This window comes from Pseudomonas sp. NFPP12, assembly GCF_900103205.1.
In the GTDB taxonomy this organism is placed as follows: domain Bacteria; phylum Pseudomonadota; class Gammaproteobacteria; order Pseudomonadales; family Pseudomonadaceae; genus Aquipseudomonas; species Aquipseudomonas protegens.
The window spans coordinates 115931-135768 of the sequence record NZ_FMWW01000005.1; the positions used below are offsets into that span (position 1 = coordinate 115931).

At 64.9% G+C, this 19838-nt stretch carries 22 protein-coding genes; 7 read left to right on the forward strand and 15 right to left on the reverse strand.

Annotated elements, in window-relative coordinates:
- The first annotated feature begins 47 nt into the window (after positions 1-47).
- Both BLS75_RS21630 and BLS75_RS21635 read left to right on the forward strand, forming a co-directional pair.
- The gene (locus BLS75_RS21630) at positions 48-1169 is read left to right on the forward strand and encodes a PepSY-associated TM helix domain-containing protein (protein WP_072451761.1); all 1122 of its coding nucleotides are present in this window, start codon (positions 48-50) and stop codon (positions 1167-1169) included.
- Positions 1166-1354, forward strand: a complete 189-nt coding sequence (locus BLS75_RS21635) for a hypothetical protein (protein WP_011063883.1) — start codon at positions 1166-1168, stop codon at positions 1352-1354. Before BLS75_RS21630 ends, BLS75_RS21635 begins: the two co-directional genes overlap by 4 nt.
- Here the strand turns inward: BLS75_RS21635 and BLS75_RS21640 are convergent.
- Positions 1319-1753: a hypothetical protein gene (locus BLS75_RS21640; RefSeq protein WP_072451762.1), complete on the reverse strand. Its 435-nt coding sequence runs from the start codon at positions 1751-1753 to the stop codon at positions 1319-1321. The two genes, BLS75_RS21635 and BLS75_RS21640, sit on opposite strands and share 36 nt — an antisense overlap.
- A 100-nt stretch (positions 1754-1853) precedes the next feature.
- Between BLS75_RS21640 and BLS75_RS21645 the strand changes: the two genes are divergently transcribed.
- Positions 1854-2483, forward strand: a complete 630-nt coding sequence (locus BLS75_RS21645) for a glutathione S-transferase (protein WP_011063885.1) — start codon at positions 1854-1856, stop codon at positions 2481-2483.
- On the opposite strand, the gene BLS75_RS32425 is transcribed toward BLS75_RS21645, so the two are convergent.
- The 5 genes from BLS75_RS32425 to BLS75_RS21665 all read right to left on the reverse strand — a co-directional run bounded on the left by BLS75_RS32425 (position 2480) and on the right by BLS75_RS21665 (position 6769).
- Positions 2480-2650, reverse strand: coding sequence for a hypothetical protein (locus BLS75_RS32425; RefSeq protein WP_155246651.1), 171 nt, complete (start codon positions 2648-2650; stop codon positions 2480-2482). The two genes, BLS75_RS21645 and BLS75_RS32425, sit on opposite strands and share 4 nt — an antisense overlap.
- Positions 2643-4019, reverse strand: coding sequence for a cell envelope integrity protein CreD (gene creD, locus BLS75_RS21650; RefSeq protein WP_072451763.1), 1377 nt, complete (start codon positions 4017-4019; stop codon positions 2643-2645). The genes BLS75_RS32425 and creD overlap by 8 nt, the downstream gene beginning before the upstream one ends.
- A 91-nt stretch (positions 4020-4110) precedes the next feature.
- Positions 4111-5529 (reverse strand): two-component system sensor histidine kinase CreC, encoded by a 1419-nt coding sequence (gene creC, locus BLS75_RS21655; RefSeq protein WP_072451764.1) that lies wholly within the window; start codon positions 5527-5529, stop codon positions 4111-4113.
- A complete protein-coding gene (gene creB / locus BLS75_RS21660) occupies positions 5529-6209 on the reverse strand; it encodes a two-component system response regulator CreB (RefSeq protein ID WP_011063888.1) in 681 nt (226 codons plus the stop codon). The genes creC and creB overlap by 1 nt, the downstream gene beginning before the upstream one ends.
- 59 nt (positions 6210-6268) lie before the next feature.
- Positions 6269-6769 (reverse strand): retropepsin-like aspartic peptidase RloA2, encoded by a 501-nt coding sequence (locus BLS75_RS21665; protein ID WP_011063889.1) that lies wholly within the window; start codon positions 6767-6769, stop codon positions 6269-6271.
- 237 nt (positions 6770-7006) lie between these two features.
- Between BLS75_RS21665 and BLS75_RS21670 the strand changes: the two genes are divergently transcribed.
- Positions 7007-7894 carry an acyltransferase gene (locus BLS75_RS21670; RefSeq protein ID WP_011063890.1) on the forward strand — a complete coding sequence of 296 codons (888 nt, stop codon included), beginning with the start codon at positions 7007-7009 and terminating at the stop codon, positions 7892-7894.
- Here the strand turns inward: BLS75_RS21670 and BLS75_RS21675 are convergent, their stop codons facing one another.
- From BLS75_RS21675 to BLS75_RS21690, 4 genes are all read right to left on the reverse strand, one after another.
- Positions 7895-9052, reverse strand: coding sequence for a glutathionylspermidine synthase family protein (locus BLS75_RS21675; protein ID WP_072451765.1), 1158 nt, complete (start codon positions 9050-9052; stop codon positions 7895-7897).
- Entirely contained in the window at positions 9049-9741 is a 693-nt protein-coding gene (locus BLS75_RS21680) for a DUF1190 domain-containing protein (protein ID WP_072451766.1), read from the reverse strand. The genes BLS75_RS21675 and BLS75_RS21680 overlap by 4 nt, the downstream gene beginning before the upstream one ends.
- A gap of 10 nt (positions 9742-9751) precedes the next feature.
- Positions 9752-10180 carry a DUF350 domain-containing protein gene (locus BLS75_RS21685; protein ID WP_011063893.1) on the reverse strand — a complete coding sequence of 143 codons (429 nt, stop codon included), beginning with the start codon at positions 10178-10180 and terminating at the stop codon, positions 9752-9754.
- A 138-nt stretch (positions 10181-10318) separates the two neighbouring features.
- Entirely contained in the window at positions 10319-10885 is a 567-nt protein-coding gene (locus tag BLS75_RS21690) for a DUF2780 domain-containing protein (RefSeq protein WP_011063894.1), read from the reverse strand.
- 265 nt (positions 10886-11150) lie between these two features.
- On the opposite strand from BLS75_RS21690, the gene BLS75_RS21695 reads away from it, so the two are divergent.
- The 3 genes from BLS75_RS21695 (at position 11151) to BLS75_RS21705 (ending at position 13166) form a co-directional block, all read left to right on the forward strand.
- Positions 11151-11753, forward strand: coding sequence for a sigma-70 family RNA polymerase sigma factor (locus BLS75_RS21695; protein ID WP_230493611.1), 603 nt, complete (start codon positions 11151-11153; stop codon positions 11751-11753).
- On the forward strand, positions 11750-12424 hold the full coding sequence (locus BLS75_RS21700) for an anti-sigma factor (RefSeq protein WP_072451767.1): 675 nt from the start codon (positions 11750-11752) through the stop codon (positions 12422-12424). Before BLS75_RS21695 ends, BLS75_RS21700 begins: the two co-directional genes overlap by 4 nt.
- A gap of 157 nt (positions 12425-12581) precedes the next feature.
- Complete coding sequence (locus tag BLS75_RS21705; RefSeq protein WP_019094048.1) at positions 12582-13166, forward strand: hypothetical protein; 585 nt, start codon at positions 12582-12584, stop codon at positions 13164-13166.
- Between the two features lie 197 nt (positions 13167-13363).
- On the opposite strand, the gene fdhA is transcribed toward BLS75_RS21705, so the two are convergent.
- The 5 genes from fdhA to BLS75_RS21730 all read right to left on the reverse strand — a co-directional run bounded on the left by fdhA (position 13364) and on the right by BLS75_RS21730 (position 19835).
- On the reverse strand, positions 13364-14563 hold the full coding sequence (gene fdhA / locus BLS75_RS21710; RefSeq protein WP_011063898.1) for a formaldehyde dehydrogenase, glutathione-independent: 1200 nt from the start codon (positions 14561-14563) through the stop codon (positions 13364-13366).
- 170 nt (positions 14564-14733) lie between these two features.
- Positions 14734-15591, reverse strand: coding sequence for a formyltetrahydrofolate deformylase (gene purU, locus BLS75_RS21715; protein ID WP_011063899.1), 858 nt, complete (start codon positions 15589-15591; stop codon positions 14734-14736).
- A 156-nt stretch (positions 15592-15747) separates the two neighbouring features.
- Positions 15748-16380 carry a sarcosine oxidase subunit gamma gene (gene soxG / locus BLS75_RS21720; protein ID WP_011063900.1) on the reverse strand — a complete coding sequence of 211 codons (633 nt, stop codon included), beginning with the start codon at positions 16378-16380 and terminating at the stop codon, positions 15748-15750.
- A gap of 138 nt (positions 16381-16518) precedes the next feature.
- On the reverse strand, positions 16519-19536 hold the full coding sequence (locus BLS75_RS21725) for a sarcosine oxidase subunit alpha (protein ID WP_015637299.1): 3018 nt from the start codon (positions 19534-19536) through the stop codon (positions 16519-16521).
- On the reverse strand, positions 19533-19835 hold the full coding sequence (locus BLS75_RS21730; RefSeq protein ID WP_011063902.1) for a sarcosine oxidase subunit delta: 303 nt from the start codon (positions 19833-19835) through the stop codon (positions 19533-19535). Before BLS75_RS21730 ends, BLS75_RS21725 begins: the two co-directional genes overlap by 4 nt.
- Positions 19836-19838: the final 3 nt, after the last annotated feature.

A 19838-nucleotide genomic window follows, 5' to 3' on the forward strand; every position in this document is an offset into this window, starting at 1 on the left:
CGCCGAAGGGCCGCCTGAACCGCGGCCCTTTTGCCATTGGAGCCTCGATGAAAAGCAAGACAATCCGCCGCTGGTCCTTTATCCACACCTGGACCAGCCTGATCTGCACGGTGTTCCTGCTGATGCTGGCGCTCACCGGCCTGCCGCTGATCTTCCACCACGAGATCGACCACCTGCTGGGGGATTCCCCCGAACTGCGGGAGATGCCTGCCGACACCCCGCACCTGGACCTGCAACAACTGGTCAAGGCCGCCGAGGCTCATCGCCCGGGTGAGGTCATGCAGTACTTCGGCTGGGACGAGGACGAACCCAATGGCGTGATGACCATCATGGCCAGGACCGCCGGCACCGAGCCCAACTCCTCCCACACCTTCATGCTCGACGCCCGCACCGGCGAGGCCGTGGCCATGCCCTCGGCCAATGGCGGGTTGATGATGGTCATGCTGCGCCTGCATGTGGACATGTTCGCCGGGCTGCCGGGCAAGCTGCTGCTGGCCTTCATGGGCATCCTCTTCGTGCTGGCGATCATCTCCGGCACGGTGCTCTACCTGCCGTTCATGCGCCGCCTGAAGTTCGCCACGGTGCGCCAGGACAAGTCCAGCCGCCTGCGCTGGCTCGACCTGCACAACCTGATCGGCGTGGTAACCCTGACCTGGGCCCTGGTGGTGGGCGTTACCGGCGTGATCAGCGCTTGTGCCGACCTGATCATCGCCGCCTGGCGCAACGACAGCCTCAGCGCCATGGTCGCGCCCTACCGCGACGCGCCGCCACTGACCTCACTGGCGCCGGCCAGCCGCCTGCTGGATATCGCCAGGGAAGCCGCCCCGGGCATGCAGCCGGACTTCATCGCCTTCCCCGGCACACGCTTTTCCAGCGAGCATCACTACGCGGTGTTTCTCAAGGGCAGCAGCCACCTGACTTCACACCTGCTGACCCCGGTGCTGATCGACGCCAGTAGCCTGCAGGTCACCGCCGTGGCCGGGCGGCCCTGGTACATGGACGCCATGGGCATGTCCCAGCCGCTGCATTTCGGCGACTACGGCGGCATGCCGATGAAGGTGCTGTGGGCGGCGATGGACGTGCTGACCATCATTGTCCTGGGCAGCGGCCTGTACCTGTGGCTAGTCCGCCGGCGAGCCGGCAAGTCGATGCCGCAGGTGCGCCCATGAAACCCCGGCAATCGAACTTCTGGAAGGTCTTCGCCGCGCCCCTGGGCATTGGCCTGCTCTGCGCCGCCGGGTTGTTCGCGGCGCTACTGGGAGACGGGGCCTGGGACAGCCTGAGCTGGCTGGGCCTGGGCCTACCGACGCTGATCGCCCTACGCGGCCTGTTGCGGCGCAAGCCGGCGGCCTGAACCTGGCGCCGGGAAACCACGCCACAGGTACATCGAGAGCCCGAGGCCGATCAGCATCACCGGGATGAACAGGCGATTTTCCAGCAGCGCCTCGATGGCCACCAGCACGCTGAACAACGCCAGCCCCAGCAGCGGCACATAGCTGGCCGCCAGGCTCCAGCGCCAGGGCTGGATCACCGGGTCGGGCCCGCGCCAGGCCAGCAGTGCGCAGCCCAGGCCCGGCAGGGCCAGTGCCGGCAGGGCCCAGTACCAGGCCATGTAGGCGAACGCCATGACCAGCTCCGGCTCCCCTTCACCCTTGCGGCGGAACTCGTATTGCAAGGCCAGATACACCGCCAGCGCGCCCAACAGGGTCAGGGCCAGGCTGTACAACCCGTGTAGAAGATAGGACCTGCGCACACATCACTCCTCGTCTGTATCGCCAATCGCCCCTGTGGCCAATGCCACAGGCTGCGCTAAGATCCCCGGGCTGCGAGACTTCCACCCGCGAGGAATATTCATGTCCACCCCAAGCATGACGCTGTTCCACAACCCAGCATCACCTTACGTACGCAAAGTCATGGTGCTGCTGCATGAAACCGGGCAGTTGAACCGGGTCGCCCTGCAAGCCAGCCAGTTGAGCCCGGTAGCTCCGGACGCCGCGCTGAACCAGGACAACCCCCTGGGCAAGATCCCCGCCCTGCGCCTGGACAACGGCCAGGTGCTATACGACAGCCGGGTAATCCTCGACTACCTGGACCAGCAGCACGTCGGCAACCCGCTGATCCCCCGGGACGGCTCGGCCCGCTGGCGGCGCCTGACGCTCGCGGCCCTGGCCGACGGGATCATGGACGCCTCGGTACTGGTGCGCTACGAGCTGGCCCTGCGTGCCCCGGAAAAACACTGGGAACAGTGGCTCGACGGCCAGCGCGACAAGATCCGCCGAGCCCTGGCGGTGCTGGAAGCCGAAGCGATTGCCGAACTGGCCAGCCACTTCGATATTGCCGCCATCAGCGTTGCCTGCGCCCTGGGCTACCTGGATTTCCGCCACCCCGACCTGGAATGGCGCCAGGACCATCCCCAACTGGCCGCCTGGTACTTCGAGATCAGCCAGCGCCCGTCGATGCTGGCGACCCGGCCGCCGGTCTAATCGGTCAGGCGATCGGGCCTCTTCGTCGGCAAGCCGGCTCCTGCAGCACGGGGCATGGCTTGCTGGCGTACCAGCCACCAGGCATCGAGCGGAAACAACTGGCCGATGCGCTGCGCCAGATGCTCCCGCTGGCGCTGATCCTCACGCAAACCCAATGACCTACTCATGGACGGCCTCCAGATCGAACTGCAAAGGCTGCGCTGCCTTGCGCTGGCCAATGCCATACCAGTCCAGCTTGCGGGTCAGCACCATGAACACGCCCAACAGCCCGAACAGCAGCAGCGAGCCCATCAGCAGCGCGTAATCCTCGGCGCTGAGCAGGCCATAGAGCAGGCCGTACAAGGCCGCCAGCGCGATCGCGAACAGCACGCCGTTACGCCAGCTGTGCAGCACATGGCTGACATAGAAGCCGATCAGCCCCACACAGGCTGCCGCCGACACGCCATAAGCCAGCGCAAAGCCCAGGTGCTCCGATAGCGACAGCAGCAACAGGTAGAAGAACGCCAGGGCCACGCCCACCAACCCGTACTGGATCGGGTGCACCGACAGACTCTTGAGTACCTCGAAGAGAAAGAAGCCGGCGAAGGTCAGGCCGATGAACAGCAAGGCGTACTTGATGGCCCGGTCGCTCTTCAGGTACTGGTCCACCGGGTCGATGAAACTCACGCCGAAGCTGCGGCCGTTGAAGTCCTGGCATTGCGTGCCGAATGCGCAACGCTCCATGGCCTGTTCCAGGTTGGTGGAGAAGAACGAGGTCTGCCAGATGGCTGAAAAGCCCTGCTCGGTCACTTCACGCTGCACCGGCAGGTAGTTGCCGATAAAGCTCGGGTGCGGCCAGTTGGCCGTCAGCAGGACCTTGCTGGTCTTGCCCACCGGCAGCACCTGCAACTGGCCGGTACCCTGCAGGCGCAGGTCGAAGGCGAAATCCAGGCGGGTGTTCTTTTTCAGGTCCAGGGGCGGCAGCAGCACATGCACGCCTTCATCCAGCCAGCTGACGAAGGTGCCCGGGGCGAAGTCCAGGGTCTGGCCGTTGAGTTGCAGTTGCAGGGCGTTCTCGATGCCGCGGATATCGCTGATGCCCACCGCCAGGAAGGGCTGGTCGAACTGGTAGTCGGCAAAATCTTCCTTGATCCCGTATTGCTCGGGCACGGCGAAATGGCCGCTGATGTGGTTGTCGGCGTGGAACAGCCGAGCCTCGTAGATGCCCCGGGCACGCAGCTCGGTCTGGGCCTTGCCGTCCAGCTCGAAGTGTTCCGGCAGGAAGAACATGCGCCCTTGCTCCTCGCCGATTTCCTGATAGCGCTTCTTGGTCTTTTCGTCGGTCTTCCAGGTGCGCACGGTCTTGCGGTAATCCACCACCATCACCGGGCCGCGGATCTGCTGCTGGGTGCTGGAACTGCGGGCAATATCGTCGAGCACGCCGTCGCGCAGGCTCTGGCGCTCGCTGATCAGGCCGCTGATCATCAGCAGCGGTATCAGCAACAGCAGGATCAACAGGCCAATGGCCCCGAGTTTGAAGGTCAGGTTGCGGTTCATGAGGCTCTCCCGGTTCGAATGGGAGAGAGTCTGGAACGCGGCTATGGGGGTTTTATGGAAGCAATGTGGAGAGTCTGTGGAGAATCCCCGCTCAGGGCAGGCGCAAGGTCACCTGCACCCCGCCCGGAACGTTGTCGATACGCATCTGGCCGCCATGCAACTGCACCACTTCCTCGACGAAGTTCAGCCCCAGGCCGGTGCTCTTGCGTCCGCTGTCCGGGCGCGGCAGGGAATAGAACCGCTCGCACAGGCGTGGCAGGGCATAGTCCGGAATCGGCTCGCCCTGGTTGAACAGCACCAGCTCCACGCCCTCCTCCACAGGTTGCGCGCTGCAACGCAACAGGCCGCCCACGGGGCTGAAGTCCAGGGCATTGGTCAGCAGGTTGCCCAGGGCCTGGCGCAGCAGGAACGGCTCGCCGGACCAGGCCAGGTCCGCCGACACCCGAAGTTCCACCTGCAGTTGCTTGCCTTCGATACGCCCGTGCTGGCTGTTCAGCAGCTCCTTGCACAACGGCGCCAGGGGCACATTCACCCGCTCTTCCAGGCCCTGGCGCTGCTCCACCTGCGCCAGGTTCAACAGGCGCTCGATCAACTGCTGCATGCGCGCGCTTTCGCTGTCGATATTGCCGACGAAACGCTGGCGCTGTTCCAGGGGCATTTCGCCCTGCAGCAGCTCCGCCGCCCCGCGAATCGCCGCCAGGGGGCTTTTCAGTTCGTGGGTCAGGGTATGCACGTAGCGCTCGACGTAGGCCTTGCCTTCGAGCTGGGTGCGCATGTGTTCCACCGCCGTGGCCAACTGTTCCATTTCACCGCCGCGATAGTGCGGCAACTCGGCCCGGCGCCCTTCGCTGACCGCCAGGGCATAGGCGGTCATGCGCCGCAGCGCGGCGCTCAGCCACCAGGACAGCAAGGCACCGAACAGCAGGCCCATGGCGATCAGCCCGGCGCCGTACCACAGCAGGCGCCGCTCGGTGCGGTCGACATAGGGCTGCAGGGAACTGTTGGGCTTGGCCACGGTGACCACGCCGATGATCTGGCCGTTGTCGCGGATCGGCGCACCCACGTGCATCACCGAGGAATTGGGATCGTCGGCCAGCGAGCGCGACGAGCGCGCGCCGTACTGGCCGCGCAGGGTCAGGTACACGTCGTTCCACCGCGAATAGTCCTGGCCCACCGCCAGGCCGCTGGAATCCAGGACCACGATGCCCTTGGCGTCGGTCACGTAGATGCGGTGGTTGACCTGATTCTTCGGCAGGCCCCAGATGGTCGCCGCCGGTTGCCGCTCGCCATAGGCACGCAACAGCTGCGGCCAGCGGTTCTCGCTGAGGGTGCCGGCCTTGAAGTCATCCCGCAGGATCTCCGCCAGCAGATTGGCGGTGTCCACCAGGGTTTCCTCGGTGGACTGGCGGACCCCGGGACGAATCTCCTTCATCACCGTGCTCAGCACGAAATAGCCGGTCAGGCTGATGAACAGCAAATAGACCAGGAAGATCCGCAGCCCCAAGGTCATCAGGCGTGGCTCGGGCTGTAGCTGTAGCCCAGGCCGCGATGGGTCTGGATCGGTTCGGCCTGGGCCGCCACCAGGCGCAGCTTGGCCCGCAGGCTCTTGATATGGCTGTCGATGTTGCGCTCATAGCCCACATCCGCCATTACCCCCAGGGCGTCCAGCAACTGCTCGCGGCTGAACACCCGCTCGGGCTGTTCCAGCAGGCATTGCAGCAGGCGGAACTCATGCCGGGTCAGGCTCAGGGGCTGACCACGGTAACTGATCTGCACCCGCTCAGGGTCAATCACGAACAACGCCGCGACCGCCTCGGGAGCCACCCGCGGGACCATGCGCTTGAGGATCGCCTTGACCCGCGCCGCCACTTCCCGCGGGCTGAAGGGCTTGACCACATAATCGTCGGCACCGATTTCCAGGCCCACCACCCGGTCGATCTCGCCGTCCCGGGCACTGAGGAACATCACCGGCACCTCGCTGAAGCGCCGCAGTTGCTTGCAGGTTTCGAAGCCGCTGATATCCGGCAGGCCGATGTCGAGGATTATCAGGTCCGCCGGGCTCGCCTGTTGATGCTCCAGGGCCGCACGGCCCAGGCTCAGCCAGGTGGTAGTGAAGCCTTCGCCTTGCAGGGCAAAGATCAGGGTGTCGGCAATCGCCGCTTCGTCTTCGACAATCAGGATATGGGGCATGGCATCCAAGCACGCAAATTCAGTGGGCGAACGGTGCCGGATGCCTGGTAAGTCGTCAATCAGCAGTCGGGTTTATCGGCGGTATAACGCCGCGCCGGGTTCACCGCCGCACCGAATTCGCGCAGGGCCTTGGCGCCAATCAGCAGCGGGTAGTTGAAGCTGCTGCGGTCGGTGAGGTTGACCTCCACCGTGCGCTTGACGTTGCCCAGGCACATTTCCAGTTCCACCACCGGGCGCTTGGCCGCCTGCGGCTCTTCCCGGTCATCGTCCTCGTCGGAACGGCTCTTGATCTTGCTGATGCGCGCCACCTTGTGTTCGTAGACCTTGCTGCCAGCGTCCTTGGTGGCCAGGCGGAAGCGCACCCAGTCCTCGCCATCGCGGGTGAAGGTCTGGATATCCTTGGCCGACAGCGAAGCGGTCAGGGCCCCGGTGTCCATCTTGGCTTGCAGGGTTTCGCCGATTTCCGGCAGGCGGATGTATTCGTAACGGCCATACAGGGTCGGCTCGGCAGCCATCACCGGCAGCGCCAACAGAGACACAAGAGCAAGGACAGATTTCACGACGGTGGATTCCTTGAAGAAAGGGGGCAGCGGGATTTTAGACCGCAGCCAACGAATTGGTTCTACCCGAGCCCCGTAGGAGTCGGCTTGCCGGCGAAAGGGCCCCGATAGACACTCCAGCCAATTGCCACCCACCCTACCCGCCCCCAGGTGAAACATTCGTCAGCACACTAGAATTTGGCCTGCCCGCCGAAGCTGCTTATCATGGCGCGCCCAAAAGATTGCAAAGAGTGCCTTATGCGCCGCCTGCTCACCGGCTGTTTCGTCACCCTGCTCCTGCTGCTCAACACCCTGGTGCTGTTCGGCCCGTTGATGGTGTTCGCCCTGCTCAAGCTGGTCCTGCCCGGGCGCCTGCGTGACTACGCCTCGGCCGCGGTGATGTGGATCGCCGAGACCTGGGCCGAGATCGACAAGCTGATCTTCGCCCTGTGCATCCCCACCCGCTGGGACATACGCGGCGGCGAGGGCCTGCGGGTCGACACCTCCTACCTGGTGGTGAGCAACCACCAATCCTGGGTCGACATCCCGGCCCTGATCCAGACCCTCAACCGGCGCACGCCGTTCTTCAAGTTCTTCCTCAAGAAGGAACTGATCTGGGTGCCGTTCCTGGGGCTGGCCTGGTGGGCCCTGGACTACCCCTTCATGAAGCGCTACAGCAAGGCCTTCCTGGCCAAGCACCCGGAACTGCAAGGCAAGGACCTGGAAATCACCAAGGCTGCCTGCGAGCTGTTCAAGCGCCAGCCGGTGACCGTGGTCAACTACCTGGAGGGCACCCGCTTCACCCCGGCCAAGCGCCAGCAGCAGGGCTCGCCCTTCCAGCACCTGCTCAAGCCCAAGGCTGGCGGCGTAGCCTTTGTCCTCGCGGCCATGGGCGAACAGCTGGACGCCATGCTGGATGTCACCGTGGTCTATCCCCAGGAGCGCATTCCCGGTTTCTGGGACCTGATCTGCGGCAGCGTGCCCAAGGTGATCATCGACATCCGCACCCGCGAACTGGACCCCGCGCTGTGGCAGGGCGATTACGAAAACGACCCGGCGTTCCGCCAGCAGGTGCAGGACTGGGTCAACCGGCTGTGGACCGACAAGGACCAGCGCATCAGCGAGTTGCTGGGCGAAAGCCGCTGATCAATCGCTGATCACGTGGGGCAGGAAGCGGCTGCTGTCCTTGGTGATCGGCGAGTTGTCCTCACGAATGCCGATACCCGCCGGCTGATCCCCGATCACCCAACTGCCGATCACCGTGTGGTTGCCGGCAAACACCGGCAAGGGGTGGAACTGCTGGCGGATGCAGGGCCCGCCGCCGTAGGGCCCGGCCTCGATCAAATGCTCGCCGCCTTCGGTGCAGATTTCCACATTGGCGCCCTCTCGGGAAAAGAACGGCTTGCGCACCCACCCCGGGCCCAGGCTGGCGGCGGGGTCGTCGTCGATAAACGCCGGCAGCAGGTTCGGGTGCCCCGCATGCCGTTCCCAGAGCAGAGCCAGCGCGCCCTTGTTGGAGAGAATGGCTTTCCACGGCGGCTCGACAAACTGCGTGCGGCTGCCGGCAATGGCCGGGCCAAAGGCTTCGTTGAACAGGTGCTCCCAGGGGTAGAGCTTGAACAGGCTGTCGATGGGGGTGCCCAGCAGGTCGACGAAACGCCCGCCGGCATTCAGACCGATGTCCTCGATGTCGAGCAACCGCGTCCCCAGACCGGCCTGACGGGCAATGTCGCGCAGGTATTCGACCGTGCCGCGGTCTTCGAGCGAATCTCTGACCGAGGCAAAGTGCATCGGCGACTTGAAGCCGCCCTGGACGAAGGCCTGGAGCAGCTTGTCCTCGATGCTGTTGAACTGGTCGCAGCCGGCCGGCAATTGCCCGCGCTGCATCTGCTGTTCGAGCCAGACGTACTGGAAGAAGCTCGCCTCGTACAGCGAGGTCGGCGTGTCGTAGTTGGTTTCCAGGAGCTTGGCCGGGCCGGTGCCGTCGTAGCACAGGTCCATGCGCCCATAGAGGTGGGGGTCGCCCTGCTTCCATGACTGGCGGATCATCTCATGAAAGGCCGCAGGGATAGCCAGGCGCTCCAGCAGTTCCTCGCTGTCCACCACCTCGGCCACCAGGGCCATGCACAGCTCGTGCAGTTCCTGGGTCGGGTCTTCCAGGTCGTCCTCGATCTGCCGCAGGCTGAAGCGGTAGTAGGCCGACTCGTCCCAGTAAGGCTCACCGTCGAAGGTGTGGAAGGCAAAGCCCAGTTGCTCCGCCGTGGCTTGCCAGTCCGCACGCGGGGTGCTGGGGATGCGCTTCAAGAACCGAAGCTCCAACTGCTGCGGCTGGAGGAGCCGAAGCCGCTGCGGCTGACCACTTCATGGGCGCCGGCCAGCGGGTTGCCGGCGCTGGTGAAGTGTTCCGGGCTGGATATCCCGAAGCGCCCGCCACTGGCGCCGGAGAAGGTCTTGCCGGCCTCCACCTGCTGGCTGAGGGTGCTCAGTTGGGTACCGCCACGACCATCGCGCTGCTTGTACAGAGCCTCGCTGAAATAGCGCGGTTCAGGGGTCGAATCCAGGCCGATCCAGCGCCAGAAGCGCGAGCCCGAGCTGGAGCCACCACCACCACCACCACCACCACTGGAGCTGGTCTGTTGTTCTTCTTCGGGCTTGTCCGGCACCGTGCGCTGGGAGGTCAGGGCAAAACCGCTGGAAATCGGTACATAGGCTCGGTTATCGCGCGAGACCATGCAGTTGGCGGTGACGAAATCCTCCTCGCAACGTTGCAGGTCCAGGTAACGCGGGGCCACACGCTCCCCACGCTCGCGGGCGTCATCGCGGGCGGCCTGGCAAATGGCGGACGGAATCTGTGCCCGTTCGCATTCGCTGACGCTGCTGAAATTCTGGGTCTGGCGAACTTCCCGGGTCGCCTGGGGCTGGCCGTCACAGGCGGCCAGGGCAAACGGCACGCTGCCCAGCAACACCAGGCGCACGCTCTTGCTGCGTTTCATGGCCGCGCCCTCAGACCGAAGGAGTCATGCAGGCCGCGTTCAGCAGGCCGACACCGACAGAAACCGATGCCACCAGGATCGCCGCCGCGTACTCCTGGCTGGCAATGCGCTGGGACAGGCCCTTGAGGATCAGGCTGACCACAAAGAACGCCAGCAGCTGCACCACCGCGGCGATGCCGGCCCAGAGCAGGAAGTCGATGATCGAGATTGAATGGGAAATAGCGCTGGCCACCGGAATGGCAAAACCCAGCAAAGCACCGGACAGGGCGATGGAAGCCGCGCTGTTGCCCTCGCGGATCAGGGCGAATTCGTTATAGGGGGTCAGGCGCGTATAGATGAACGCATAGAGGGCAAAGACCAGGGCCGCGCCCAGCATGTAGAGCATGAAACCGAGCACCGCATCGGCGGGCAGAGACATCTTCAGTGCATCCATGAACATCGCGTTCAAGCTTCCTTGGAAAACGGGGCGCGAGATATAGCACAGGCCCGATTCGGCGAAAACTCCGGGAAAGGTAAAGACCAGGATTGCAGGAAACTGGGAGGGCCCCGGCGCGCCAGGCGCCGGGGCCGGAGCGCGCTACTTGGCCACGCCCCAGATGCCGCTCAGGCTTTGCAGCAGGGAGCCGCCAACGCCCTGCTGGCCCAGGTACTGCAGGATCACCGGCGCAAACTGGCCGATCATGCCGCTGTCCATGCCCAGGGCGCCGAAGGCGTTGTTCAGGTCATTGGTGTCCTTGACGTCGCCCAGGGCGCTGTCCAGGCCCTTGGTCTGCCCGGACGACTGGCCCAGCAGGCCGCTCAGGGCACCCAGGCTGCCCAGGGCGTTGCTGCCCGAGAGCTTGTCCAGGCCCGGGACACTTTTGCTCAACTGGGAATAGTCGGTGCTGCTCAACTGGTTCTTCGCCAGGCCAAGCATGGCGCCCGTACCGCCGATGGCTTGCTGGGGAGTGACATTCAGTTGCGAACCCAGGGCTCCGAGCAGGCCGGCGGTCTGGGAAGTGGGGGCCGCGGCGGCAGCCTTGTCGCCGCCCTGCATGCCGGAAATGGCATTGGCCGCGTCGTTCAGGCTGAAACCGCCGGCCAGGGCCGAACCGGCTGCCAGGGTCATCAGGGTAGCCAAGGCGAAACCGCGTGGAATATTCATCGAAACAACCTCATGGGGCAGGAAACCACCCGTGTTCGGATGGCTGGAAAACAGCCTTTTGACTGAAGCATCGGGCGAATGTTCCGAAAGTGGCGCAGCGGCGCCCGCACCCTGTGGATTTTAGTCGAGAATCACGCATCCACGGCTCGCCGCTCTGCGTATATGCAGCAACGACGACCGGCGCAGGAACATCGGCACCGGCCGTAGCAGGAGGTCGCAACCCGTGAATGGAACAACCGCCCACCCTGGACTACCCTCTGGCTGGATCGACCGTTGCCAGCCGTGGTCCATTCATTTGCCACCTGCCTGGAGAACCGCCATTTCCGCTCTCGACCCCGATCAACTGCGGCACTTGCTGGCCCAGTGCTCACTGGGCGATCGCCGCGCCTTCGAAACCCTGTACCGCAGCGTTGCCCCGTGCCTGAATGGGGTGGCCCTGCGCTTCATGGGCCGCCGCGACCTGGCCGAGGAGGTGCTGCAGGAAAGCTTCGTGCGCATCTGGAACAACGCCGTGCGCTACCAGCCGCACCTGTCCGCCCCCCTGACCTGGATGATCAACATCACCCGCAACCAGGCCATCGACCAACTGCGCAAGCACCGCGAGCGGCCCCTGGGCGAGGGGGAGCAACAGCAATTGATGGACGACGCCCCCTCGGCCCACGAACAACTGGACAGCGCCCGCCAGGCCCGGGCCCTGAACCGCTGCCTGGAAAGCCTGGAGGGCATGCAACGCCAATCCATCACCGTGGCCTACTTCCAGGGCCTGTCCTGCTCGGAACTGGCCGAGCAACTGGCCGCGCCCCTGGGCTCGGTCAAGTCCTGGATCCGCCGCGGCATGGAACGCCTGCGCAGGTGCCTTGAATCATGAATTATCGAACCCCCGAACGGCGCCGCGCCCTCGCCGCCGACTACGCCATCGGCCTGATGCAGGGCGCCGCGCGCCGGCGCTTCGACATGCTCCTGCTGGACGACCCGGCCCTGCGCGAGGAACTGGCGCAGTGGCAGGAGAGCCTCGCCAGCCTGACCGTAGGCCTGCCCGAGCAGGAAGTGCCGGAGCATGTGTGGCAAGGCATCCAGGCGCGTATCCAGCCCCAGGTCCTGCACATGCCGCAGAAAAACCCGCTGTGGATGCGCCTGCGCCTGGCGATCGCCGCCTGCGCCGTGCTGGCCACCCTGTACATCGGCTTTATCCGGCAGGACGACCAGGTACGCTACAGCGCCACCCTGCTCAGCGCCGACCAGCAACCGGCCTTGCAGATCAAGGCCCACGCCCAGTACCTGCAAGTGGAACCCCTGGCCCTGGCTGCCATAGGCCTGGACCGCAGCCTGGAACTCTGGGCGATTCCTGCCGATGGCAAGCCTATTTCCCTGGGCGTGGTACCAGTGGGCGGCAAGGGCCGGATCAACCTGACCCAGGCCCAGCGCGACCTGCTGGGTACCCCGATCGCCCTGGCGGTGAGCCTGGAACCCCACGGCGGCTCGCCTACCGGGCAACCCACCGGGCCGGTGCTGTACCAGGGGCAATTGGCGGCGCTCTGACGGCAATCTTCGCCGGCAAGCCGGCTCCTGCAAGGCTTGTGTAGGAGCTGGCTTGCCAGCGAAGCCGCCAACGCTAAACTGCCCTGCCCACTCACCAACAGGGTCTGCGCCAGCCCCGGGTTGCCGCGCAAGCCCCCCGCACCTTTCGGCACTTGCAGTGAAACGATCTCCAATCAGAACGGCCCTCTACAGCTGCATCGCCCTGGCCCTGGCCATCCCCCTCGTCATCTGGATCATCGGCCGCCCCATCGACGGCAACCGTTGCTCGGACGCAGCCCATGCCACCGGCCCCCTGACCGAGGTCATCAGCCAGTACTTCCAGGAGACCCACGGCGCCGACTGGCAAGAGGAGATCCACTCACTGATCATTCTCGAAGTCCCGGCGGCCCAGACCCTGGCTCGCCAGCCCCAGGCCCATTACTGCGAAGCCCTGGGCCTGCTGGAAAACCCGCAACGAGCGCCCACGGAAAAATTCCATACCGCCGTGCTGATGCTCTCGCTGCCCATCGGCTACTACCTGGATTTCATGGACCGCATTCACCAGTTGTATCAGCGCGGGCTCATCGACCAATCCGTCCTGAGCATGGTGCTTTTCCCAAGAGGCACGGCGCTCAACTACTGGTGGCTGCCTCAGTGGCGATCGCGTTTCCAGCGGGATGCGCCCGGTGTGTTTAGCGAGGCCGCCGCGCAGTACATCCTCAGTGGAGAACACTGGGTCGACTACCCGGGCAAGGGTTTCTGACTCGGTATCGGCAGTGCCCGACGCAGGATCGCCAAGCAAGGTCCTGCGGACCTTTGCGCAGCCTCGCAAGCTCGACAGCGGCTACTGGGGGGTGTTTTTAGCCACGGGGTACGAAGTGCTCGCGGCGGTCTCGGGCTTACGCCACAACGCAAAAGGGCGACCCGTGGGTCGCCCTTTTTCTTCTATCGCCTCAAGTCTCAGGCAGCACTGAACAGCTTGTGCGGGTCGATGACGAATTTCTTCGGCACGCCGGCATCGAACTCGCCATAGCCGCGGGGGGCGTCGTCGAGGCTGATGACTTCAACCCCTACCACGTCGGCAATGTTGATGCGGTCCCACATGATGGCCTGCATCAGTTGGCGGTTGTACTTCATCACCGGGGTCTGGCCGGTGTGGAAGCTATGGGACTTGGCCCAGCCCAGGCCGAAGCGGATGCTCAGGCTGCCCATCTTCGCCGCGGCGTCCACGGCGCCCGGGTCTTCGGTGACGTACAGGCCAGGGATACCGATCTTGCCCGCCACCCGCACCACGCCCATCAGGGAGTTGAGCACGGTGGCCGGTGCTTCGTGCTGGGCACCGGCATGGCCGTGGCCACGGGCTTCGAAGCCCACGGCGTCCACCGCGCAGTCCACTTCCGGCTCGCCGAGCAAATCGGCGATCTGCTCGTGCAACGGGGTGTCCTTGGACAGGTCGGCAATTTCAAAACCCTGGGCCTTGGCGTGGGCCAGGCGTACCGGGTTGACGTCACCGACGATCACCACCGCGGCCCCCAGCAAGCGCGCCGAAGCAGCGGCCGCCAGGCCCACCGGACCGGCACCGGCCACGTAGACGGTGCTACCAGGGCCGACACCGGCGGTGACGGCGCCGTGATAACCGGTGGGCAGGATGTCGGAAAGGCAGGTCAGGTCGCGGATCTTCTCCATGGCCTTGTCGCGGTTCGGCAGTTTCAGCAGGTTGAAGTCGGCGTAAGGCACCAGCACGTATTCGGCCTGGCCGCCGGTCCAGTCGCCCATGTCGACGTAGCCATAGGCACCGCCGGCGCGAGCCGGGTTGACGGTCAGGCAGACTCCGGTGTGCTGTTCCTTGCAGGAGCGACAGCGCCCGCACGCCACGTTGAAGGGCACCGAGACCAGGTCGCCGATCTTCAGGTTCTCGACGTCGCTGCCCTTCTCGATCACCTCGCCGGTGATTTCATGGCCCAGCACCAGGCCGACCTGGGCGGTGGTACGACCACGGACCATGTGCTGGTCCGAACCGCAGATGTTGGTGGAGACCACGCGCAGGATGACGCCATGCTCAATCTTCCTGCCGCGCGGGTCCTGCATTTTTGGATAGTCGATTTTCTGTACCTCGACCTTGCCGCTGCCCAGATACACGACACCACGATTACCAGACATGCTTTCACCTCGCTGTTGTTGTTATGGAACCGCGTAACCCAAAGGGGAAACACGTGGATTGCTCGGGTACAGATGCTGTTTCGTTTTCAAAATCGCTTTCGCGCGAACAGGCGCAACGCCTGTAGGAGCGAGCTTGCTCGCGAAGGGCTGCGCAGCAGCCCTGGGAATCATCAGAGCACCACCGTCCGGTTGCCGTTCAGGAACACCCGCCGCTCGATGTGATAACCCACCGCCCGGGCCAGGGTCAGGCCCTCGATATCCCGGCCCTTGGCGATCAGGTCCTCGGGGTAATAGCTGTGGTCCACCACTTCCACGCCCTGGGCGATGATCGGGCCTTCGTCCAGGTCGTTGTTGATGTAGTGCGCAGTGGCTCCCACCAGTTTCACCCCCTTGTTGTAGGCCTGATGATAAGGCTTGGCGCCCTTGAAGCCCGGCAGCAGCGAGTGGTGGATGTTGATGGCCTTGCCATCGAGCTTGCGGCACAGCTCCGGCGACAGCACCTGCATGTAGCGGGCAAGGATCACCAGTTCGGCGCCGGAGTCCTCGATCACCTGCCACACCTGGCGCTCCTGGGACGGCTTGTCGTTGGGGTCGAGGGGGAAGTGGTGGTAGGGAATCTGGTGCCAGTCGGCCAGGGGCTTGAGGTCCGGGTGGTTGGACACCACCGCCACCACGTCCATGGGCAACTGGCCGATGCGCTGGCGGTAGAGCAGGTCGTTGAGGCAGTGGTCGGCCTTGGAGACCATGATCACCACCTTCGGCCGGTAGTGCGGCGCGGTCAGTTCGAAGTTCATCTCGAAGGCCTTGGCCCGCTGTGCCAGGCCCTCGCGAAAACCCTGCTCGTTCAGGCCATCGGGCTGGCGGAACTCCACGCGAATGAAGAAACGGCCCGAGAGCCGGTCATCGAAGGAATGGTGCTCGGTGACGTAGCAGCCCTGCTCGAACAGAAAGCGGGTCACCGCGTCCACCGTGCCGAGCACGCTGGGGCAGTCGGCGGTGAGGATCCATGTGTCGGGGGCGCGGCTCATGCGGGATAACTCCTGTTCGTTAGGGCAACCGCAGCGCGGTCGGTTCTCTGTAGGAGCGAGCTTGCTCGCGAAAAATCCAAGGGCGCTGTGGTCTTCCGGAAAATCCATCCTTCGCGAGTTCGCGAGCCAGCTCGCTCCTACCAGGCCAAGCTGGGCTCAGGCCTGGACGCTCAGGCCATATTCGGCCGCGGCATCCTGCAGCCACATCCACCAGTAATCGGAAAAGCTGCGGCGCACCAGCAGCTCCCAGGTGTCTTCGCCGGTACGGCGGATCACCAGTTGCGACTTGGCGAACACCGTGCCCACGGCCTTGCCCACCGGGAAGTTGTTGGGGTGCACGTCGTAGCTGGTGGACTTCATCAGCACCTGGCGCACGTTGGGCCCGGACAATTCGAGAATCTGCTGGCCGCCGCTGACGTTGACGATCTGGATATGCAGGTCGCCCAGGGCGGCCCGCAGGTTCTGCTCGGCGGCGAACTCTTCGCCGCTGGGCACGATCAGCAGCCACTCATCCGGGCCCAGCCATTGCAGGCTGGTCTCGCCCTTGACCACTACGCTCAGGGCGCCCGGCAGTTCGATGCCCAGGGCCTTGTGCACGCCGGCGGCGAAGGCCGGATCGTGGCCGTCGCCACGGATCGTCAGGTGGCCGAGGAGTTTTTTCTCGCGCAGGGTCACCCCGGCGTTCTTGCGGCCCTTGCCCACCAGGCTCGGCAGGTCGGCGTGGTGCAACGACGACTCGGCCTTGGCCCCGGTGGTGGGGCGCTGTTGGTAAACGTTGACTGCGGTCATAGAGCACCTGTCCTGAATTCTGTTGATAACGCCAGCCCTGTGGGGAGGCGGCTGTCGGCGAAGAGGCGCTTGGGCCTTGTGCCGGCCCTAAGGCCGCCTTCGCCGGCAAGCCGGCTCCTACGTGAGCCGTGTTGTGCCTTAGATGTTCTGGCGGTCGCCTTTGGGGTCGAAGAACACCGAGGAAACGATTTCCGCCTCGATCACCCGGCCATCGGCCAGCGGTGCGAAGACCCGCTCGCCCAGGCGCTTGAGCCCCCCCTTGACCACGCCCAGGGCAAAGGAATAACCCAGGGAGTTGTGGGCATAGCTGGAGGTCACGTGGCCCACCATGCTCATCGGGATTGCCTGCTTGGGGTTGAACACCAGTTGCGCACCTTCCGGCAGCCACTGGGTCGGGTCGATCGGCTTGAGGCCCACCAGTTGCTTGCGCTGCTCGCGCACGCAGTCTTCACGGTTCATGCCGCGCCAGCCGATCCACGAGAACGGCTTGGTCCGGCCCACGCACCAGCCCATGTTCAGGTCGTCCGGGGTCATGGAACCGTCGGTGTCCTGGCCGACGATGATGAAGCCCTTCTCGGCCCGCAGCACGTGCATGGTCTCGGTGCCATAGGGGGTCAGGTTGTACTTCTTGCCGGCCTCGACGATCTGCTCCAGCACGCCCATGGCGTAGTCGGCCTGGACGTTGACCTCGTAGGACAGCTCGCCGGTGAACGAGATACGGAACACCCGCGCCGGTACGCCACCCACCAGGCCTTCCTTCCAGGTCATGAACGGGAAGCCGTCCTTGTCCAGGTCGATGTCGGTGACTTCGCTCAGCAGCTTGCGGCTGTTGGGCCCGGACAGGGTCATGGTGGCCCAGTGGTCGGTGACCGAGGTGAAGTACACCTTGAGGTCCGGCCATTCGGTCTGCTGGTAGATCTCCAGCCACTGCAGCACGCGGGCCGCGCCGCCGGTGGTGGTGGTCATCAGGAAGTGGTTGTCGGCCAGACAGGCAGTGACGCCGTCGTCGAAGACCATGCCGTCTTCCTTGCACATCAGGCCGTAGCGGGCCTTGCCCACGTCGAGCTTGGTCCAGGCATTGGTGTAGATGCGGTTGAGGAACTCCCGGGCATCGGGGCCCTGGATGTCGATCTTGCCCAGGGTCGAGGCGTCCAGCAGGCCGACACTGTCGCGCACGGCCTGGCATTCACGCTTGACCGCGGCATGCAGGTCTTCGCCGTTTTTCGGGAAATACCAGGGGCGTTTCCACTGGCCGACGTCTTCGAACTCGGCGCCATTCTTCACATGCCAGGCATGCAGCGCGGTGAAGCGCACCGGCTCGAAGATGTGTCCGCAGTGCCGGCCGGCCACGGCGCCGAAGGTGATCGGCGTGTAGTTCGGACGGAACATGGTGGTGCCCATCTGCGGGATGCTGACGTTCAGCGAACGGGCGGCGATGGCCAGGCCGTTGACGTTGCCCAGCTTGCCCTGGTCGGTGCCGAAGCCCAGGGCGGTGTAGCGCTTGACGTGTTCCACCGACTCGAAGCCCTCGCGGGTCGCCAGTTCGATGGCGGCCGCAGTGACGTCGTTCTGCAGGTCGACGAATTGCTTCGGCGCACGCGCCGTGCCTTTTTCGTGGGGCACCTGGAACAGCGCCAGGGTCGGTTCTTCAAGACGGGCCAGGGCCTTGGGCAGAACGCCCTCAACGGCCTGGAAACCGGCTTCGCTGGCGGCGCGCACACCGCCTTCGAAACCGTCGGCCAGGGTATCGCCGAGGCTGTAGACGCCGTTGATGCCACCGACGCACACACGTTTCTGCGGCGCTTCACCGGGCACGAAACCGAGGATGTCTTCGCGCCACACCGGCTTGCCGCCCAAGTGCGAGGCCAGGTGCACCACCGGGCTGTAGCCGCCGGAGCTGGCGATCAGGTCGCAGTCGAGCCATTCGCCGGGGCTGGTGACCTTGTGTGCCTTGACGTCGATGGCCGCTACACGCGCGCCGGTCACGTGCTTGCTGCCACGGGCCTCGATCACCGCGCTGGAGGTGAGGATGCGAATACCCTTGGCCCGGGCTTCTTCCACCAGGGCGCCGCGCGGGTTGTGCCGCGCATCGGCGATGGCCACCACTTGCAGGCTGGCGTCGAGCCAGTCCAGGGCCACACGGTAGGCGTGGTCGTTATTGGTGGACAGCACCAGTTTCTTGCCCGGGGCCACGCCGTAGCGCCGCACATAGGTGGAGACCGCGCCAGCCAGCATGTTGCCCGGCACGTCGTTGTTGCCGTAGACCAGCGGCCGCTCGTGGGCGCCGGTGGCCAGCACCACGCGCTTGGCGCGTACCCGGTGGATGCGCTGGCGTACCTGGCCGATGGGCGCGCGGTCGCCGAGGTGATCGGTGAGACGCTCGTGAATGGTCAGGAAGTTGTGGTCGTGGTAGCCGTTGACCGTGGCCCGCGGCAGCAGCAACACATCCGGCAGCGACTGGAGTTCGGCAACCACACTGGCCACCCACTCCGCCGCCGGCTTGCCGTCCAGGCTCTCGCGGCTGTCCAGCAGGGTACCGCCGAACTCTTCCTGCTCGTCGGCCAGGATCACCCGGGCGCCACTGCGGGCCGCTGCCAGGGCGGCGGCAAGGCCCGCGGGGCCGGCGCCGACGATCAGCACGTCGCAGTGCTGGTTCATGTTGTCGTAGGTGTCCGGATCGTTCTCGGTGGGCGAGCGACCGAGGCCCGCCGCCTTGCGGATGTACTTCTCGTAGGTCATCCAGAACGATTGCGGGTACATGAAGGTCTTGTAGTAGAAGCCCGGCGGCATCAGCTTGCCGCCGACCTTGCCGAGAATCCCCATCATGTCGTTGTTGACGCTGGGCCAGCCGTTGGTGCTGGTGGCGACCAGGCCCTGGTACAGCGCCTGCTGGGTGGCGCGCACGTTGGGGATCTGGGTGGCTTCGGTGGCACCGATCTGCAGCACCGCGTTGGGCTCCTCGCAGCCTGCGGCGAAGATGCCCCGGGGCCGGGAGTACTTGAAGCTGCGGCCGATGATGTCCACGCCGTTGGCCAGCAGCGCCGAGGCCAGGGTGTCGCCCTCAAAACCCTTGTAGCTCTGGCCGTTGAAGGTGAAGGTCAGGACCTTGTTGCGGTCGATGCGTCCGCCGTTGGACAGGCGATTGGTCTGGCTCATACCTTCTCTCCAGCAGCCTTGGCGGTGAATTGCGGCTTGGTGCCGATCTTGTAGGTCTCAAGAATTTCGTAGGTGACGGTGTCGCGGGTAGCGTTGAAGTACTGGCGGCAACCGGCGGCGTGGATCCACAACTCGTGGTGCAGGCCGCGAGGGTTGTCGCGGAAGAACATGTAGTCGCCCCACTCCTCGTCGGTGCAGGCGTTGGGGTCCAGGGGCCGTGGAATATGCGCCTGGCCGGACGAATGGAATTCCTCTTCGGAGCGCAGCTCGCCGCAGTGAGGACAGAAGATATGCAACATAGG

What these genes read in the sequence shown, in the direction of transcription:
- creB (WP_011063888.1), bottom strand. Translation starts at nt 6,209, where the DNA reads ATGCCCCATATCCTGATTGTCGAAGACGAAGCGGCGATTGCCGACACC.
- BLS75_RS21645 (WP_011063885.1), top strand. Translation starts at nt 1,854, where the DNA reads ATGTCCACCCCAAGCATGACGCTGTTCCACAACCCAGCATCACCTTAC.
- BLS75_RS21730 (WP_011063902.1), bottom strand. Translation starts at nt 19,835, where the DNA reads ATGTTGCATATCTTCTGTCCTCACTGCGGCGAGCTGCGCTCCGAAGAG.
- BLS75_RS21635 (WP_011063883.1), top strand. Translation starts at nt 1,166, where the DNA reads ATGAAACCCCGGCAATCGAACTTCTGGAAGGTCTTCGCCGCGCCCCTG.
- creD (WP_072451763.1), bottom strand. Translation starts at nt 4,019, where the DNA reads ATGAACCGCAACCTGACCTTCAAACTCGGGGCCATTGGCCTGTTGATC.
- BLS75_RS21680 (WP_072451766.1), bottom strand. Translation starts at nt 9,741, where the DNA reads ATGAAACGCAGCAAGAGCGTGCGCCTGGTGTTGCTGGGCAGCGTGCCG.
- BLS75_RS21700 (WP_072451767.1), top strand. Translation starts at nt 11,750, where the DNA reads ATGAATTATCGAACCCCCGAACGGCGCCGCGCCCTCGCCGCCGACTAC.
- BLS75_RS21690 (WP_011063894.1), bottom strand. Translation starts at nt 10,885, where the DNA reads ATGAATATTCCACGCGGTTTCGCCTTGGCTACCCTGATGACCCTGGCA.
- purU (WP_011063899.1), bottom strand. Translation starts at nt 15,591, where the DNA reads ATGAGCCGCGCCCCCGACACATGGATCCTCACCGCCGACTGCCCCAGC.
- BLS75_RS21670 (WP_011063890.1), top strand. Translation starts at nt 7,007, where the DNA reads ATGCGCCGCCTGCTCACCGGCTGTTTCGTCACCCTGCTCCTGCTGCTC.
- BLS75_RS21725 (WP_015637299.1), bottom strand. Translation starts at nt 19,536, where the DNA reads ATGAGCCAGACCAATCGCCTGTCCAACGGCGGACGCATCGACCGCAAC.
- fdhA (WP_011063898.1), bottom strand. Translation starts at nt 14,563, where the DNA reads ATGTCTGGTAATCGTGGTGTCGTGTATCTGGGCAGCGGCAAGGTCGAG.
- soxG (WP_011063900.1), bottom strand. Translation starts at nt 16,380, where the DNA reads ATGACCGCAGTCAACGTTTACCAACAGCGCCCCACCACCGGGGCCAAG.
- creC (WP_072451764.1), bottom strand. Translation starts at nt 5,529, where the DNA reads ATGACCTTGGGGCTGCGGATCTTCCTGGTCTATTTGCTGTTCATCAGC.
- BLS75_RS32425 (WP_155246651.1), bottom strand. Translation starts at nt 2,650, where the DNA reads ATGAGTAGGTCATTGGGTTTGCGTGAGGATCAGCGCCAGCGGGAGCAT.
- BLS75_RS21685 (WP_011063893.1), bottom strand. Translation starts at nt 10,180, where the DNA reads ATGTTCATGGATGCACTGAAGATGTCTCTGCCCGCCGATGCGGTGCTC.
- BLS75_RS21630 (WP_072451761.1), top strand. Translation starts at nt 48, where the DNA reads ATGAAAAGCAAGACAATCCGCCGCTGGTCCTTTATCCACACCTGGACC.